Origin of the sequence: Ruoffia sp. FAM 26254 (assembly GCF_045528545.1) — a bacterium.
GTDB lineage: Bacteria > Bacillota > Bacilli > Lactobacillales > Aerococcaceae > Ruoffia > Ruoffia halotolerans.
This window is the reverse complement of record NZ_JBGQQY010000008.1, coordinates 1-16,106: the sequence shown is the minus strand read 5'-3', so window position 1 is coordinate 16,106 and position 16,106 is coordinate 1. Positions and strand designations below refer to the sequence as shown.

At 36.3% G+C, this 16,106-nt stretch carries 14 protein-coding genes, 1 pseudogene and 1 riboswitch; of the genes and pseudogenes, 9 read left to right on the top strand and 6 right to left on the bottom strand.

The window, feature by feature from the left end; translation table 11 throughout:
• The first annotated feature begins 6 nt into the window (after positions 1-6).
• A complete protein-coding gene (locus tag ACEN3Z_RS03420; RefSeq protein WP_407089628.1) occupies positions 7-1,503 on the top strand; it encodes an amidase in 1,497 nt (498 codons plus the stop codon).
• Positions 1,504-1,548: 45 nt separating this feature from the next.
• On the opposite strand, the gene ACEN3Z_RS03415 is transcribed toward ACEN3Z_RS03420, so the two are convergent.
• The gene (locus ACEN3Z_RS03415) at positions 1,549-2,625 is read right to left on the bottom strand and encodes a M24 family metallopeptidase (RefSeq protein ID WP_407089627.1); all 1,077 of its coding nucleotides are present in this window, start codon (positions 2,623-2,625) and stop codon (positions 1,549-1,551) included.
• Positions 2,626-2,738: 113 nt separating this feature from the next.
• On the opposite strand from ACEN3Z_RS03415, the gene ACEN3Z_RS03410 reads away from it, so the two are divergent.
• The 8 genes from ACEN3Z_RS03410 (at position 2,739) to ACEN3Z_RS03375 (ending at position 10,017) form a co-directional block, all read left to right on the top strand.
• On the top strand, positions 2,739-3,341 hold the full coding sequence (locus ACEN3Z_RS03410; RefSeq protein WP_407089626.1) for a TVP38/TMEM64 family protein: 603 nt from the start codon (positions 2,739-2,741) through the stop codon (positions 3,339-3,341).
• A 15-nt stretch (positions 3,342-3,356) separates the two neighbouring features.
• Positions 3,357-3,629: a membrane protein insertion efficiency factor YidD gene (gene yidD / locus ACEN3Z_RS03405; RefSeq protein WP_138404757.1), complete on the top strand. Its 273-nt coding sequence runs from the start codon at positions 3,357-3,359 to the stop codon at positions 3,627-3,629.
• 335 nt (positions 3,630-3,964) lie between these two features.
• Positions 3,965-4,327 (top strand): hypothetical protein, encoded by a 363-nt coding sequence (locus ACEN3Z_RS03400; RefSeq protein WP_407089625.1) that lies wholly within the window; start codon positions 3,965-3,967, stop codon positions 4,325-4,327.
• A 252-nt stretch (positions 4,328-4,579) separates the two neighbouring features.
• The gene (gene cdaA, locus ACEN3Z_RS03395) at positions 4,580-5,410 is read left to right on the top strand and encodes a diadenylate cyclase CdaA (protein ID WP_338490249.1); all 831 of its coding nucleotides are present in this window, start codon (positions 4,580-4,582) and stop codon (positions 5,408-5,410) included.
• On the top strand, positions 5,410-6,573 hold the full coding sequence (locus tag ACEN3Z_RS03390) for a YbbR-like domain-containing protein (RefSeq protein ID WP_407089624.1): 1,164 nt from the start codon (positions 5,410-5,412) through the stop codon (positions 6,571-6,573). The genes cdaA and ACEN3Z_RS03390 overlap by 1 nt, the downstream gene beginning before the upstream one ends.
• Before the next feature lie 27 nt (positions 6,574-6,600).
• Positions 6,601-7,953 (top strand): phosphoglucosamine mutase, encoded by a 1,353-nt coding sequence (gene glmM / locus ACEN3Z_RS03385; RefSeq protein WP_407089623.1) that lies wholly within the window; start codon positions 6,601-6,603, stop codon positions 7,951-7,953.
• Between the two features lie 97 nt (positions 7,954-8,050).
• On the top strand, positions 8,051-8,935 hold the full coding sequence (locus ACEN3Z_RS03380) for a methyltransferase domain-containing protein (protein WP_407089622.1): 885 nt from the start codon (positions 8,051-8,053) through the stop codon (positions 8,933-8,935).
• A gap of 257 nt (positions 8,936-9,192) precedes the next feature.
• Positions 9,193-10,017 (top strand): helix-turn-helix domain-containing protein, encoded by an 825-nt coding sequence (locus tag ACEN3Z_RS03375; RefSeq protein WP_407089621.1) that lies wholly within the window; start codon positions 9,193-9,195, stop codon positions 10,015-10,017.
• 90 nt (positions 10,018-10,107) lie between these two features.
• On the opposite strand, the gene mgtA is transcribed toward ACEN3Z_RS03375, so the two are convergent.
• The 5 genes and pseudogenes from mgtA to ACEN3Z_RS03350 form a co-directional block, all read right to left on the bottom strand.
• Positions 10,108-12,750: a magnesium-translocating P-type ATPase gene (mgtA, locus tag ACEN3Z_RS03370; protein ID WP_407089620.1), complete on the bottom strand. Its 2,643-nt coding sequence runs from the start codon at positions 12,748-12,750 to the stop codon at positions 10,108-10,110.
• Between the two features lie 240 nt (positions 12,751-12,990).
• Positions 12,991-13,157: riboswitch (M-box (ykoK) riboswitch) on the bottom strand.
• Between the two features lie 114 nt (positions 13,158-13,271).
• Positions 13,272-14,081, bottom strand: coding sequence for a helix-turn-helix domain-containing protein (locus tag ACEN3Z_RS03365; protein WP_407089619.1), 810 nt, complete (start codon positions 14,079-14,081; stop codon positions 13,272-13,274).
• Positions 14,082-14,299: 218 nt separating this feature from the next.
• A complete protein-coding gene (locus ACEN3Z_RS03360) occupies positions 14,300-15,112 on the bottom strand; it encodes a helix-turn-helix transcriptional regulator (RefSeq protein WP_407089617.1) in 813 nt (270 codons plus the stop codon).
• A 15-nt stretch (positions 15,113-15,127) separates the two neighbouring features.
• Positions 15,128-15,856 (bottom strand): glucosamine-6-phosphate deaminase, encoded by a 729-nt coding sequence (locus ACEN3Z_RS03355; protein WP_407089616.1) that lies wholly within the window; start codon positions 15,854-15,856, stop codon positions 15,128-15,130.
• Between the two features lie 125 nt (positions 15,857-15,981).
• Positions 15,982-16,106: pseudogene (locus ACEN3Z_RS03350) on the bottom strand (IS256 family transposase); the annotation flags it as partial.

The window sequence follows — 16,106 nt, the reverse complement described above, 5'->3', positions numbered from 1 at the left end:
TATGAGATGTTATTTAAAGAAGATGCAACTTACTATGCAAAATTAATAAAAAGTGGTGAAACAACGGCGACAGAATTAGTGGAAAAAGCCATTCAAAATATTGAAGAGTGGAACGATACATTGAATGCCGTTGTACACAAGCAATATGAATTTGCACGGAGTATAGCTAATCGATTTGATCACTACTTTGAACAGTTAGACACCGGAATCTATGGAGATTTACCCCCATTCTTCGGTGTCCCCATCCTATTAAAAGATTTAGGACAAAATCAAACAGGACAAAAATCAACAAGCGGAGCCCGTTTAATGGAACAATTTGAAGCGACACAAACAGACAATTTTACCAAGAGTATTGAATCTGCTGGCTTTATTGTTGTAGGTAGGACGAATGTTCCAGAATTTGGTTTTAAGAATGTCAGTGATTCTGAGTGGACAGGTCATGTAAATTCACCTTTAGATTTAAAACGAAACCCTGGAGGATCTAGTGGTGGAGGGGCGGCAGCATTGAAAGCAGGAATTGTTCCCATCGTCACGGCGAGTGATGGAGGAGGCTCTATTCGAATTCCTGCATCTTTTAGTGGTTTAATCGGTTTAAAAACAAGTCGTGGACGCATACCGGTTGGACCAAGCGATTACCGAAGCTGGCAAGGGGCGTCCGTGAATTTTGCATTGACTAAATCAGTTCGAGATACATGGACATTACTAAAATGGATGCAGTCCGAACAGTTTGAAGCCCCTTTTATATTACCGCGAATACCACATGAGTTACTAGTAGATTTAGAGCAACCACTTCGTATTGCATATTCAATGAATACACCAATCGGAGAACCAATGACAAAGGAAGCACAAAGTTTAATGCAAGAAACAATTCGTATATTAGAATCATTAGGACATACATTAGTTGAAGCAGAGCCTGAAATCGATGGTGTTAAAGCAATGCAAACGTACTATAATGTAAATGGTGTTGAGACTGCTTCGATGCTTAAAAGGTTTGAACAGGTATTAAACAGACCAATGACACAAGATGACATGGAATTAATGAGTTGGGCAATTTATCAGTTAGGTTTAAATATTAGCGGAGTAGAGTATTCTGAAGTTTTATCTTATTGGGATGACATAACCGCTGTATCTGAAGCCTTCTTCAAGGAATATGATTTACTGTTAATGCCAGCAACAAACGGACCAGCACCTCTACATACAGCTTTTGCTAAGGGGGATAAACTGTTGAATGACTTAAGGAATATTGAACAGTTTGATGTTCAGCAGCAACAACATCTAGTTTGGGAAATGTTTGCAGAAAGTTTAGCATGGACACCGTTTACTCAGCAAATGAATCTAACCGGTCAACCTGCAATTAGTTTACCAGTGCATAAACTAGATAATGGGTTACCGTTAGGTGCTCAATTTTCAACACGAAAAGGTGGAGAGTACTTACTACTTCAACTGTCTAAGCAATTAGAAGATGCTGGATACTTAGATACTTCAATTGTAGATACTTTATAATAAAAAACTAGGGCGGTCATTCCAGACCATCCTAGTTTTTTGTGATTAATTAACTTCGACGATAAGAGGTTCTTTTGTCACGTGGTTTAAAACTTCACAACCATCTTCAGTAACAACGACTAAATCTTCAATTCGAACACCGAATTTACCTGGTAAATAAACACCAGGTTCAATTGAGAATACCTGTCCTACCTTAGTTAATTCATCATTGTATTGTGATACATCACCAGCTTCATGCGCTTCTTGACCGATGAAATGTCCTAAACGGTGTGTAAAGTATTCACCGTAACCAGCATCGTTAATCACTTTACGTGCTGCTAAATCTATACTACTTAACGGAACACCAGGTTTAACCGCAGCTATTCCCGCTAGATTTGCTTGGCGAACAATATCATATACTTCCATAGCTTCTTCACTTGGTTCACCATAGAATACTGTTCGAGTCATATCTGAAGCATAACCTTTATACATCCCGCCAATATCAAGAACGACTGGGTCTCCAACGTTTGGTAATGAATCGTCGGTTGTGTGATGAGGATCGGCACCGTTTGGTCCGTAACCAACAATAGGCTCAAATGAAAATCCCGAATGACCGGATTCTTTATAGTACCGAGCTAATTCTTCAGCGTATTCAGCTTCTGTTTTACCAGTAGTTAAAGAGTCGATTAATTTTTCCATGACTTGATCATTTAACAGAGAAGCTTCACGCATGATATCAATTTCTCCATCTGATTTAATTGCTCGGATATCGTCTAAGATATAAGAAGCATTGGTTGGTTGTAAGTCTTTCTTGATACCCATTAATTCAAGTAAGAAGTGACTTGGCCATACTTTATCGATACTCGTTACACCATCCGTTAAGATTTCAGCAATTTGTTCCATAATCGCTTCGCCATCTTGATAATAAATGACTGAATAATCATCATTTTCATCAGCACGTGGGAATAAGTTATTTAGCACTAAATAATGTTTACCAGCTGCGGTAGCGATGAAAGCTAATAACCGTTCACCTGGTTGTGTATAATAACCGATTAAATAGCGAATACTGTATGTATCTGTAATAATCATGTTACTAATGTCATGTTTATTCATTCCTTTTACAAGTTGTTTTAATTTTTCCAAAAAATCCCTCCACTTAAAGATTTGATTGCGTTACAATATATTATAGAGTATACAATGCATTTTAAGTAGATGAAAGAATCAACTCACCCCCAAAATATTTTAGGAGTACGTGTATGAAACTAACTATTGAAACGAAGCGGCGCATCATTCGCTTCACGACAGTCATTGGTGTTATTATTACAATTGTCGGTTCAATCTACATTAGCCAATCCGAATATTTCCAACCAGACGGCGGCTTTTCTGATTTATTGAGGAGATTAGGCTTTATGGCGCCGATTATCTTTATTTTAGTTCAAATTAGTCAAATAGTTTACCCGATTATTCCTTTAGGACTGACCAATGTTATTGGGGATTTACTTTTTGGGCATCTGTGGGGATTTCTGTTCAATACTATGGGAATGATTATTGGTTCGTCGATTAACTTTGTGATTGGCGCGCGTTTCGGTCACGCAGTAATACGGGCTTTTATTTCAGACGATGATTATATAAAGTATATGGGAATTATGAATCATGGCCATCGTTTTAAACGCCTACTTCGGATTGGCTTTCTCGCGCCAATCTTCCCAGATGATATCTTTTGTATGATTGCTGGGGTGTCCAATATGCGGTTTAAACAGTTTATTGGGATGGTCATTGCCTATCGACCTGTATCGGTTTTTATTTATACGTATTTCACATCGAATTTTATCCAAGTTGTTTTTGATTATTTTAGTTAATAGAAGGTGAAGAACATTAAAAATATTATTATTAAACCTGTGAGATTTTACCAAAAATTTATCTCACCCGGACTTCCATCAAGTTGCCGTTATTACCCAACTTGTTCCAGTTATATGATTGAAGCCGTTGAAAAGCATGGCGCGGTGAAGGGGACGACGATGGGCGTGGCTCGAATTTGTCGCTGTCACCCATTTGCAGAAGGTGGCATTGATCACGTTCCGGAACACTTTACATTGAAGCGTCAGTATTTTCGAAAATACGGCGACCCACCACATCCAGAAGATTAACCTACTAGCAACAAATGCTCGTAGGTTTTTTAATTATTCTAAAATAAAAAAATGAAAACAGTTATTTTCTTCTATCTATATATGGAACTAATTATAGAAAGGGAGAAAATGATGTTACAGAAAAATTTATAACTTAAGCAACAAGAAGAGTGCTATTACCAAGAAGGTTTAACTCAAAAAGAAATGGATCAGTTTCAAGTCAATATGGATGGATTAAAGGAATTGCCCGTGATCAACAAAATTTACCGTTAGCTAATATCTCGCCAATCGCTTTAAAAGAACGAATTCTGAATGAATTTTAAATTGAAAAGCCTTACCCACCTATACCTAAATCGATGAAAGATATCAACCAAATGAAACGAGGTATAAAATGTGCTAGATGTCACAGTTTTGATATAACGCAAACAATGTATAAAGTTATCTGTAAGCAATGTGGCCATCATGAAGCCAAAAAGAAATCGGTCGTTCGTACTTTATGTGAATATGGAATGATTCGTTACAAAGAACCGCTCACTGTGAGTGAATGTGAAGTGTTTCTTGATGACCAAGTGAGTAAAAAGTATATCGCACGCACACTTAGTAAGTATTTAGGGGAAATGTATAGCGGAAGGTACGTAACCTATGCAAATAAAAATAGTTCTTTTGAATATGTGTTCGGGAATGTTGAGTTTCCGTTTAAAAATTCTAAAACAAAGTAATTTTAATACTGGTAAATTGGCTAACGGGACGGGTCATTGTAAGACGTGCCCCGTTAGCCGTCTAATTTCCCATGTCACCGCATGACGAGTCCCGATAACCCAACTACCCCCACCAATCCAATCCAAACACCACAACTTCCCCATCTCAGAAAATCATTTTAAATTTTCTGCTTCAAAATATTAAGTATGAAAGTTTGATATGCTATAATATCAGAGAGTGATTAGAAAGAAGGTGACAAGGTGTTAGATTTTATGGATCAGTTTATGGCGAATCAGCCAATAATTCGAATACTTGATATTTTATTAGTCTGGTATTTAATTTATCGCTTATTAATGTATGCTCGTGGAACTCAGATGATGAACCTTTTAAAAGGGGTAGGAATCTTCCTTATTGCCAAAAGTGCGAGTTCACTTGCAGGACTTCAGACAGTGGATTGGCTATTAGGGCAGGTACTATCTTGGGGTGTTGTTGCGATGATTATTCTATTCCAACCGGAACTGAGACGCGCACTTGAAATATTAGGTCGTGACTTGTTTAAGAACCGTAAGAGTAAGAATAATCCAAGTGAGAAGTTAATAAATGATATCGAGAAATCAGTCCAATATATGTCTAAAAGGAAAATTGGTGCCTTGATTTCAATTGAAGGTCAAGATGGCTTGGGGGATTATATTTCAACCGGGATACCACTTGACGCAGAAATAACAAATCAATTGTTAATTAACATATTCATCCCCAATACACCTTTACATGACGGAGCAGTGATTATTAGAGATTATCAAATCGCAGCCGCTTCATGTTATCTTCCACTATCAGACAGTACGTTAATACCAAAAGAGTTAGGAACGAGGCATCGTGCTGCCATTGGTTTAAGTGAAGTTTCTGATGCAGTAACAGTCATCGTATCAGAAGAAACTGGAGATATTAGTGTAGTAAAAGGTGATAAGATGAACCGCGCACTTGACCGAAATGAATTTAGAAACATACTTGAAGAATACTTGTTTGTAGATGAAGAGGATTCGAAAGATATATTGCAAGTCATTCGTGACTTTCTTAATGACAGTTTACAAAGAGGTGATAAATAATGAATAGAGGACTATTTGAGAATAAATGGGCCGTGAGACTCTTTTCTCTGATTATTGCCATTTTCTTGTACATTTTTGTCGCATCAGAGAACAATGCTTTCGTCTTTCAAAGTGCAGCAAACCAACAGTTTGCTAGTATTAACGTAACCGAAACAATTGATAATGTCCCGGTGACCGTTGGAGAGATACCAGAAAATACGTTCATTAGTGGCTTACCAGAATCAGTTCAAGTACGATTAACTGGACCACGTAATGTCATTAACCAAGTATTAGAAAAAGAAATTACTGTCCAAACGGAAGATTTAACAGATATCCCGTCTGGAACGCAACAGATCCAGTTTATCGTTTCTGATTTACCGGATACTGTCGATTACCAAGTTACACCATCGAGAAGATATGTTAAAATATCACAGTTGGAAGAAATTACGGCTGAAATTGAATATGAAATAGATCCGAACGCCATTCAGGACGGCTTTAATGTGGAAAGTGTGTCATTAAATCCTCAAGAAATACAATTAACTGGTGACGTCGAAACGATTCAACAAATTGACCGAGTTTATATTACGATTACCAATCCACAACCAGCCAATAGAAGCTTCAGTGGATCATATGTTTTACAAATCGTGAATGCCAATGGTGAAGTACTAGATGTGAATTCAAATGTCTCGGAAATCGAAGCAAAAGTTGAAGTAGTACAACCTCAAAGTGAAGTAGGTATGCATATCATCCCTTTTGGGGAAGACCAAGCGATGTATACGTATGAATATACGATTACTACGCCTCAGAGCTTGGTAATTCAAGGGAGTCAACCGAATGTTGACACAGTTGGCGTAGTTGCTGATGTCAGTGGTTTAACAGAATCAACAACCATCATGGGTGAATTACAAGTGCCTGAAGGTATGACTGTGATAAATGGTGGCGATGTCCAAATCGAAGTACGCATCACACCAATCGCTTCAAGTGAGAACGAGGAGCAAAGCTCTGAAGAAACCAATGAGACAAGCGAAGAAAATGAAGAAAATGAAGAAAATGAAGAAAATGAAGAAAATGAAGAAAGTAACGGACCCGAATCTGAGAATGGAGATGAAGGAAACACGACTGAAAGTAATGAGTCAGCCGTTGTAGAATCGCAAGATGTCGAGGACGAATCTGGAAATAACTAATAGGAAAAGTTAGGAGATTAATCAATAATGGGTAAATATTTTGGAACAGATGGTGTCAGAGGTGTAGCAAATAGTGAATTAACACCTGAATTAGCTTTTAAATTAGGTCGTTATGGAGGGTATGTGTTACTTCAACACTCTGACGTTGAACATCCACGCGTGCTAGTTGCGCGCGATACACGTATCTCTGGAGAATTATTAGAGTACGCTTTAACAGCAGGATTATTATCTGTCGGAATCGAAGTTATGCGCTTAGGTGTCATCTCAACACCAGCAGTGGCTTATTTAACAAAAACTCAAGGAGCAGCTGCCGGAGTCATGATCAGTGCTTCTCACAATCCAGCACAAGACAATGGAATTAAATTCTTCGGAAGTAACGGATTTAAACTATCTGATGATCAAGAAGCAGAAATCGAAGCATTACTAGATAGTGATGCTGATGAGCTACCTCGCCCAAGTGCAGACGGCTTAGGAGTGACAGATGATTTCCCAGAAGGTTCTATCAAATATATTCAATATTTACAATCAACCATCTCAGCGAATTTAAATGATTTGAAAGTGTGTGTGGATGCTGCCAATGGTGCAACAGCCCCATTAGTAAACCAATTATTCGCAGATTTAGAGACTGATTTCTATACAATGGGAGACCGTCCCGACGGAATTAATATCAATAATGGAGTCGGATCAACTCACCCTGAGGCTTTACAAGAAATGGTTAAAGAAAAAAGTGCAGACCTTGGAGTTGCTTTAGATGGCGACGGAGACCGTTTAATCGCAGTTGATGAGACAGGTGCCATTGTTGATGGTGATAAGATTATGTTTATCTTAGGTAAACATTTACAATCTCAAGGACGCTTAGCTAATGATACAATTGTATCAACAGTTATGAGTAACATTGGATTCCATAAAGCTGTTGAAGAAAATAACATGACAGCTTTAAAAACTAAAGTTGGAGATCGATATGTTGTCGAAGCAATGCTAGAAGGTAACCACACTTTAGGTGGAGAGCAATCAGGCCACATTGTGATGTTAGACTACAATACAACGGGTGACGGGTTATTAACAGCCGTTCAATTAATGGCTGTTATGCGTGAAACTGGTAAAAAATTATCAGAATTAGCGGGTGAAGTGACCATCTTCCCACAAAAATTAGTGAATATTCGTGTTCACGACAAACACACTGTCATGGATGAGCCAGAAGTGAAAGAAATCATCGCTAAAGTTGAAGCAGAAATGGATGGCGACGGTCGTATCTTAGTACGTCCAAGTGGTACGGAGCCAATCTTACGTGTGATGGCGGAAGCTTCAACACCTGAGCGTGTTGACCGTTACGTAGATCAAATCGCAGACGTGATTCGCGACATTCGTGGTATGGAGTAAGCAATTAAACTTAGTACTGAAGAAGTCATTTCTTCAGTACTTTTTTGTTTTAAGACAAATCATCTAAAAAGTAGAAAAAATGGGAGGCAAAGTCGTGATGACGCAGTTAAATGAATTAAATAAGAAAGACCGAACAGTACATTGGCTTAACACTCATCAAGCTGTCAATTTAAGCTGTATCCATTGCCAAGAAGCCTTAAAGTTAGACTCGCATAGTTTGGTGTGCAAGAATGATCACCGTTTTGATATGGCGAAACAAGGCTATTTTTTCATGGCAAAGAAAGCATCGAATACAAAATATGATGCGTCCTTGTTTCACTCAAGACGTGAAATTATTTTAAATACAAAGATGTATCGACCTCTGCATGAATACATTGGAGAGTATCTGAGTGAACATCATGGAAAAGATATTTCAATCATTGATGCAGGAAGTGGAGAAGGCAGTCACTTGTGGCAGATGAGTCGCCAAGTTAAAGAGAATGAGTACAGTTTGATAGGGATTGATTTAGCAAAAAGTGCGATTCAAGCAGCCACAGATTATAATGGGCATATGTTATCGATGATTGCGGATTTGGCAGAGTTACCTGTAGCTAATCATCAAATAGATATCGTCTTTTCAATATTTTCACCGTCAAATTACTCGGAATTTGAGCGTATTTTAAAGCCGGAAGGGGAACTCATCAAAATTATTCCTAACTCAGGTTATTTACAAGAGATAAGACAAGCTCTCATAGATATGGAAATTGGAAATATCCACCCATACTCTAATGAAGATGTTATCGAGGTCTTCAAAACGCATTATCCAGAAGCCAAGATGAAAGAAATTAAGGTGACGCAAAAGTTAACGGACAGTCAGTTGGAAGATTTAGTCGTTATGACGCCATTGACTTGGCAATTAAGTGATGATGAACACCAAACATTACTGACAAAGCTTGATGGTTTCATTACCTTGGATGTAATCGTATTACATAGTAAGATTTAACTATCCCCAACACTAATTAGACAACATTTTGTTCATTATAAGGGGAAATTTTTGCAAGAATATGATACGCTATTCAGTAGTGATTAGGATGAGACATTTATTGAGTGAGATATGCTCCAACCCTAGCTAATAAAATACTAATAGAGGATAGATTTTGCTTCATTATGGGATTCTGACTTAGGAAGAGACATGTCAATCAGTAAGTGCTAAAAACTAAAATCACTTTTTTATATTTAAAGAAAAGGGTGGGGATAGTTATGTACATTTCAAATATCAATTCATCATCAATCAAATTACATGCAATAAATAAAGATGAAATGACTACAAAACAACCGATAACTATTTATTCAGAAGATCAGGTGACATTGCTTTATATCATTAAAGGTGGAGGAAATTACGAAACCAAGTTAAGCAATGGGCAATTTAAAAAAGAAAATTTAATCATATTAAATCCTGGGATGAAACTGACAATCAAACCACTTCGTAAGATGGAGTGGATAAAATTTACTTTATCAGGAATCTTATTTATTTCGAGCATCGACATCGACTCAACTAAACAGCTATATATCATTCACGATGACTCACGCCAAATGAAAGCTTATCTAGATTTAGCGCTTGTTGAAGATGCTAATGAGTTTGAAGGGACTGCTTTAATAACTAAAAAACTCATTGAATGTGTGGTAGCACATATATTAAGAAGTAAAGATTTGACGATTAAAGATGATAATGTGCAAGTTGAGGACGATGAAATTCAATTAGTTCAACGTTTTATTCGAGAGAATTATTCAAAGCGTTTGACGCTAGACCAACTAGCGAGTCATATTTGCATGAAGAAGTATTACTTTATTCGTGTGTTTAAGCAACGGACAGGTTTGTCGCCGATTGATTATCTCATTCAAGTTCGTTTAGCTGAAGCGGAAAAACTATTAGCAGAATCAAATTATACGGTTTCTAAGATTGCGGATTATGTCGGTTTTCATTCGCCATCCTATTTCTCAAAATCATTTAAAGAAGTGAATGATTGTACGCCGTCTGAATATCGTAAAAAAAATACAAAAGAAATGAATAAACGTATTTCATAATATAACAGACACTCCCTAAAGTAAGGTAAAGCCGATACTTTAGGTTTTTTTGTAAATAAAAACGAGTCCCGAAGAACTCGTTAAAAATTATTATAATAGCTCACCGTATCGTTTGACATAGTAGTACTTTACGATAGTGACTAGAATTAAGTAAGCAATAACAATACCTAAGAGCAGAAGCCAAAAAGTATCTGGAAGCGCCGTTAAGTCTAAGGCAGTTCCTAATTGTGTATATGGCACAATCGTCCCAATGACAATTCCTAACAACGTGAAAAAGGTCATAACCGTTGATGGACGACTTTCAATGAACGGTAACTTTTTAGTGCGTAATGTATATAATACTAGAGTTTGTGTCCATAAAGAGACAACAAACCAACCCGAATGGAATAAAGCAATGAATAATTCTTGTGTTTCTGAATTTAGGCTAGAATAGTTACCACCTAAAAACTGCGGTAAGATAATTAGGAATAAAACAGCAAAACTCAGAATATCAAAAATTGAACTTGTTGGTCCAAACCAAATCATGAATCGTTGAATACTAGAAGATTCCCATTTTTTTGGTGCTTTTAAATATTCTTCATCTACATTATCCCAAGGCATTGACATACAAGAGATGTCATATAGTAAGTTTAAGAATAAGAGTTGCATGGGTAGCATAGGTAAGAATGGTAGAAAAATACTTGCAATCAGTACTGAGAACATATTTCCGAAGTTAGAACTCGTTGTCGCATTAATATACTTCATTATATTTCCAAACACTTTTCGGCCTAGAATAATCCCTTTTTCAAGGATCATTAAATCTTTTTCTAACAGAATAACATCTGCAGAATCTTTGGCGATATCAACGGCATTATCTACAGAAATACCGACGTCAGCTGCTCTCATAGCAGGTGAGTCATTGATTCCATCACCTAAAAAACCAACAACATGATCATTTTTTCGTAATAAGCGAACGATTTTTGCTTTTTGTGTTGGATTGAGTTTTACGAAGACATTGTAAGTTTCGACAGCTTCGGCTAATTGATTTTCGCTCATTTGACTCACGATGTCACCAGTTAAGTAATGTTCCGCATTAATTCCAACTTGTGAACAAATCGCTTGAGTAACTAAAGCATTGTCACCGGTCAATATTTTCACGTTAACATTATGATCTCTTAAAGCATTCAGAGCTTCCTTCGTCGATTCTTTAGGAGGATCTAAAAAGGCTAGGAACCCAATGAGAACCATGTCAGACTCATCTTTAACTGACAGTTCGCCAATTCCTGCAGGATTTGTTTTTTGTGAAAGTCCAAGAACACGTAAACCATTAGAATTCAAATCATCCACTGTGTTCAGTACATTTACTTTTGCTTCTTCCGTGAGTGGTTGGACTTCACCATTGATTTCAACGTATTGACTAATTGAAAGCATTTCTTCTATAGCGCCTTTGGTAATCATTTGCGTTTTCCCAGTTAAATCTTCGACAACTACGCTCATGCGTCGACGATTAAAGTCAAAGGGAATTTCATCGATTTTTTTATAGTTAAAAGTTTCAATCTCGAATTCTTTTTCGGTTGCTTCAATAACGGCAACATCCATGAGGTTTTTTAAACCTGTTTGGTAATAACTGTTTAAAAATGCATGATGGAGAACGCGTTTATTCTCATTGCCGTCAATATCGAGATGATATTGTAGGACGATTTTATCTTGAGTAAGTGTTCCTGTTTTATCAGTACAAAGAACATCTATGGCTCCAAAATTCTGAATTGAGTTTAGGTTTCGAATGACTGTCCCTTTTTTTGCCATAGTACTTGCACCTTTGACTAAGTTAGAAGTGACAATCATGGGTAACATTTCTGGGGTGAGGCCAACCGCAACTGAAATTCCAAAAAGTAAAGCTTGTAACCAATCATCTTTTGTTAAGCCATTAATCAGAATGACAGTTGGAGCAAGGACCATCATGAAGCGAATAAGTAATTGAGATGTGCTTTCGATTCCTTTATCAAAGCTAGTTTTTACCGGTTCTTGATTGAGATCTTGAGCAATTTGTCCGAATAGAGTATTGTTTGCAGTTCGTACAACAATACCTTCAGCAGTTCCGCTCACAACTTCGCTTCCCATATATGCTAACGTGTCGTAGTTCGTTTCAGATTCGGATTCTGTAATAATCGTGTTCGCGAATTTTTCAACCGGGTAACTTTCTCCAGTCAGGGATGTTTGAGAGATGAATAAGTCTTTCGTCTGGATTAAACGAATATCTGACGGAATCATATCCCCGGCTGAAAGGTGTACAATGTCACCTAAGACAATATTTTCTGTTGGGATTTCTCTAAACGTTCCTTCGCGTTTCACCGTTGAAGTAACTTCAACTAATTGATTTAAAGCTTGAGCCGCACGGTTTGACCGAACAGATTGAATAAATGACATCATGCCACTAAGTAAAACAAGCAAAATGATAATGACCGCACTGGTCGCATCTTTCTCGCCTGGATTGACTAGAATATACTCAGTTAAAAATGAAATGCATGCCAGTACAATAAGTACGAGTGTAAAGGGAGAAGAGAACGCATCAATAAACACTTTCCATAATGGTTTATCTGCACCATAATTAATTTCGTTCTTTCCATCAATACTTTGAATATCTGCGGCTTCTTGATATGTAAAGCCCTCTTGTTTTATACCTAATTGTTTCATTAAATCTTGAATGCTTAGACTTGCTAAGTCAAAGTAATTTAATAATTTATTGTCTTTCATTGTTACTGCCTCCTTAATTAATATTAATGAGACTTCAAAAGTGTGAGACATCAGGAGATTATGACAGTCAACAAATAGGCACGACCTGATGCATCGACGATATTTATTTGAAATCTCTGTATCCTGGACGAGTCCATTTGTTTTCCCTCCTTTTTTTAATTAATCGTTGGAAATTCATAAGAAATAGAAAAAGCCCTCACTTATGCAAGCGAGGACACAAAAAAACGCACAAAAAAATTTATACGGATTCTTTGTGGAGTTTCAGCACTATACATCGTAAACAATTCGTGTTAGCTACATTATGAAAAGCCTTATTTCGACAATTCCTGTTATACCCATTGGCGTCTCTGGACGTTTTTGGGCAATAGCCTATGTATGTATAGGAGCCTCACCTAACAAATCTTATTAAATTTTCCAAACTCAATCATATCACGCAGGAAGAAAAAGTCAAATTTAATTTTAAAAAATAAGCATTCTATCTATTTTGTTAGACAGAATGCTTTTAAAATTTGTATTTTGTTTTAATCAGTACTGTGCTTCTTACGGAAAGCAGAGGGTGTACAGTGATTTGACTCTTTAAAGGTCTTTGAGAAATGAGATGGTGAGTGAAAACCAACCATATCAGAAATCTTAGAAATGGTAATGTTTGAAGTAGCGAGTAACTTCTCAGCTTCGGCTAAACGCACATGAATTAAGTAATCAATGGGTGATAGACCCGTTTTTTGCTTAAATAGACGAATTAAATAGTACTTGTTGATTCCAACGTGATTTGATAAATCATCCAATGAGATTTTTTGTGAATAATTTTTACGAATGTATTGTTGAATACGTTCGATTTCATCATTCTTCACTTGAACACTTGCATCTTTAATTGATAACTCACTATTCTTAAGTACGTGCACCATAATACATTCAAGTAATTTCTTAAGAATTAATTCTGTTCCACGGAAACGATGTGTATGTTCTAAGATAGCAAGATCTAAGTAACGTTTAATTGATTGTGATGTATCTTCAGTTACGAACATCTGGCTTTTTGAATCAATATCAAGGCTTGAAGTAAATAAAATGCCAGTCAAAGTGATTTTAATCCACTCAACTTTACGGATTGTTGTTAATTCCAATGTTGTTTCAGGATTAAGTAAAATCATGTCGCGTTTCTTAACTTGACCTTCTCGATCATTTACATTGAAATCTGCCGCACCTTTAACGATGTATAATAATGTTAAATTGTTTTCTGAAAAAACAGTAATAGATTTACCTGTTGTTGGAATACTTTCAGTTTCGATTGACTGTAATTTAATTGAAGACGAATTAATATTTGATATATACATAAACCTAACCTCCTTTTTTCAAAAATTGAGTAATCATTTTTATAAATACATTATATTACACATAATGAATAATATAAATGTTTTTTACTAAATTCTTACGATTTTTTTATCAGCATCTTGCTAATGACTACGAAAACATACTCAAGTCTTGACTCACAAACAATATTAACATGCTAACTTCAACAAATAAAATAAAATATATATATTTTGTAAAAGTATTATTTTGTTTTTAAATTTCGTGGGGAATACCCAAAAAATTCCTTGAATTTTGTAGAAAAATGGTTTGATGATTTATAACCACATTCTTTTGCGATGTCTTGTATTGATTTGTGCGTATTTTCTAACAAAAAGTGTGAATGATTCATCCGACAGCGAATGATATATTGATGGGGCGTCAAGCCCAATTCATCATGAAAAACAGTAATAAAATAATCTGAACTTAATTGTGTTTGCGCTGCAACATCCTTGACAGAGATTTTTTTGTGAAAATTATGTTCGATAAAATACTGGGCTTGGCGAACATTTTCGCTGATATGGAAGTGTTCAGGGCCATCATACGTTTGAGTCGTGTTAATATTGTCATAAATCATAACTAAATTGAAAATATGTTCCATTATAGCATTAAAATGTCTCGAAGGGGAATTAATTTCATTTAACAAGAGTGTTACAACATGTTTTAGACTATTATTATCTATATTGACTATCTTAAATTGGTCAAGATTTCTCTCATCCTGCTCCCGTTGGTTCACTGTGTATTCAATTATGTGTAGATCTAATGGGAAATGTTCGTTAGATGATAGGTTAAAGGGGATGAGTTTAGGGATAAGTATGCAAAAAGGACCTTCAAAACTGAAGGTCTCATATTTTGTTGTTAATTCTCCTGCTCCTTGCGTAACATATAGAAAAGTATAAGTTGCAAAGCCTGGGTAATTCACTGAGTTACCCGCTGCAACGGTATCTGAATGAATACGAAAAGGATAATAGAGAGAATCTGAACGATTTATTCGGTTATGTAGGTTTTTGTTCATCATCTTTATAAGAAAAAATTAGCCAATAACTTCGTAGTCACTTGGATCTAACTGGCTTGCTGCAGCTTTATCTAACAAGATGACAGTATTTGAGTGGTTTTTTAAGACACTTGCTGGAACATCAGGAGTAACTTCACCATGGACAGTCTCTTTAATTGCTTTTGCTTTGTTTTCTCCGAAAGCCATCAATATAATTTGTTTGGATTCTAAGATAGAACCAATCCCCATTGAGAAAGCTTTTTTAGGAACATCTGCTTCGGATTCGAAGTTACGTTTGTTTGCTTGGATTGTTTCATCAGTTAAATCAACTAAACGCGTTTTTGAATCGAAGGGACTACCAGGCTCGTTGAAACCAATGTGTCCGTTTGAACCGATACCTAAAATTTGTAAATCAACTGGGTTCTCGCTTAAAATTGTGTTGTAATCTTCAATTTCTTTCTCAACATCTGTTGCTGTTCCATTAGGAATATGCGTTTGTGCAAATGGTTTTGCATCAAATAAATGTTTTTTCATGAAGTAAGCATAGCTTTGATCGTTATCAGCCGGTAAACCGTAATATTCATCTAAGTTTACTGCTTTAGCGTCAGTAAAGTCTAAATCAGAGTCACGGATAATTGAGTATAATTCCTCAGGCGTCGACCCTGTAGCTAGACCAAATGTGTTTGCGCCAGATTCTAAAGCTTTTGCCACTAAATCGTAAGCGTATTGTGATGCTTCTAGGGATGTTTCAAATACAAAAATATTCATGTATATCCTCCTTGTTAATTATATAATTTATTTTACTTTATAACTTCTATATTATGCAAGTTTTTATTTGTATTTTGGGAGCGTCAAGAAGTTTGTGTAAATAAAGAATTCCTTCTGTAAAAAAATCAGCTCTCTGCTAGTGTTCCAAACATTTCCCATAGCTCTGCTTCAGCTTGCTGGAAACCGCGGTGGCTTCGGGTTAAAAATTTCTGATTGTAAAGATCGAAATTTGAAACTAAAAAGCGATCCA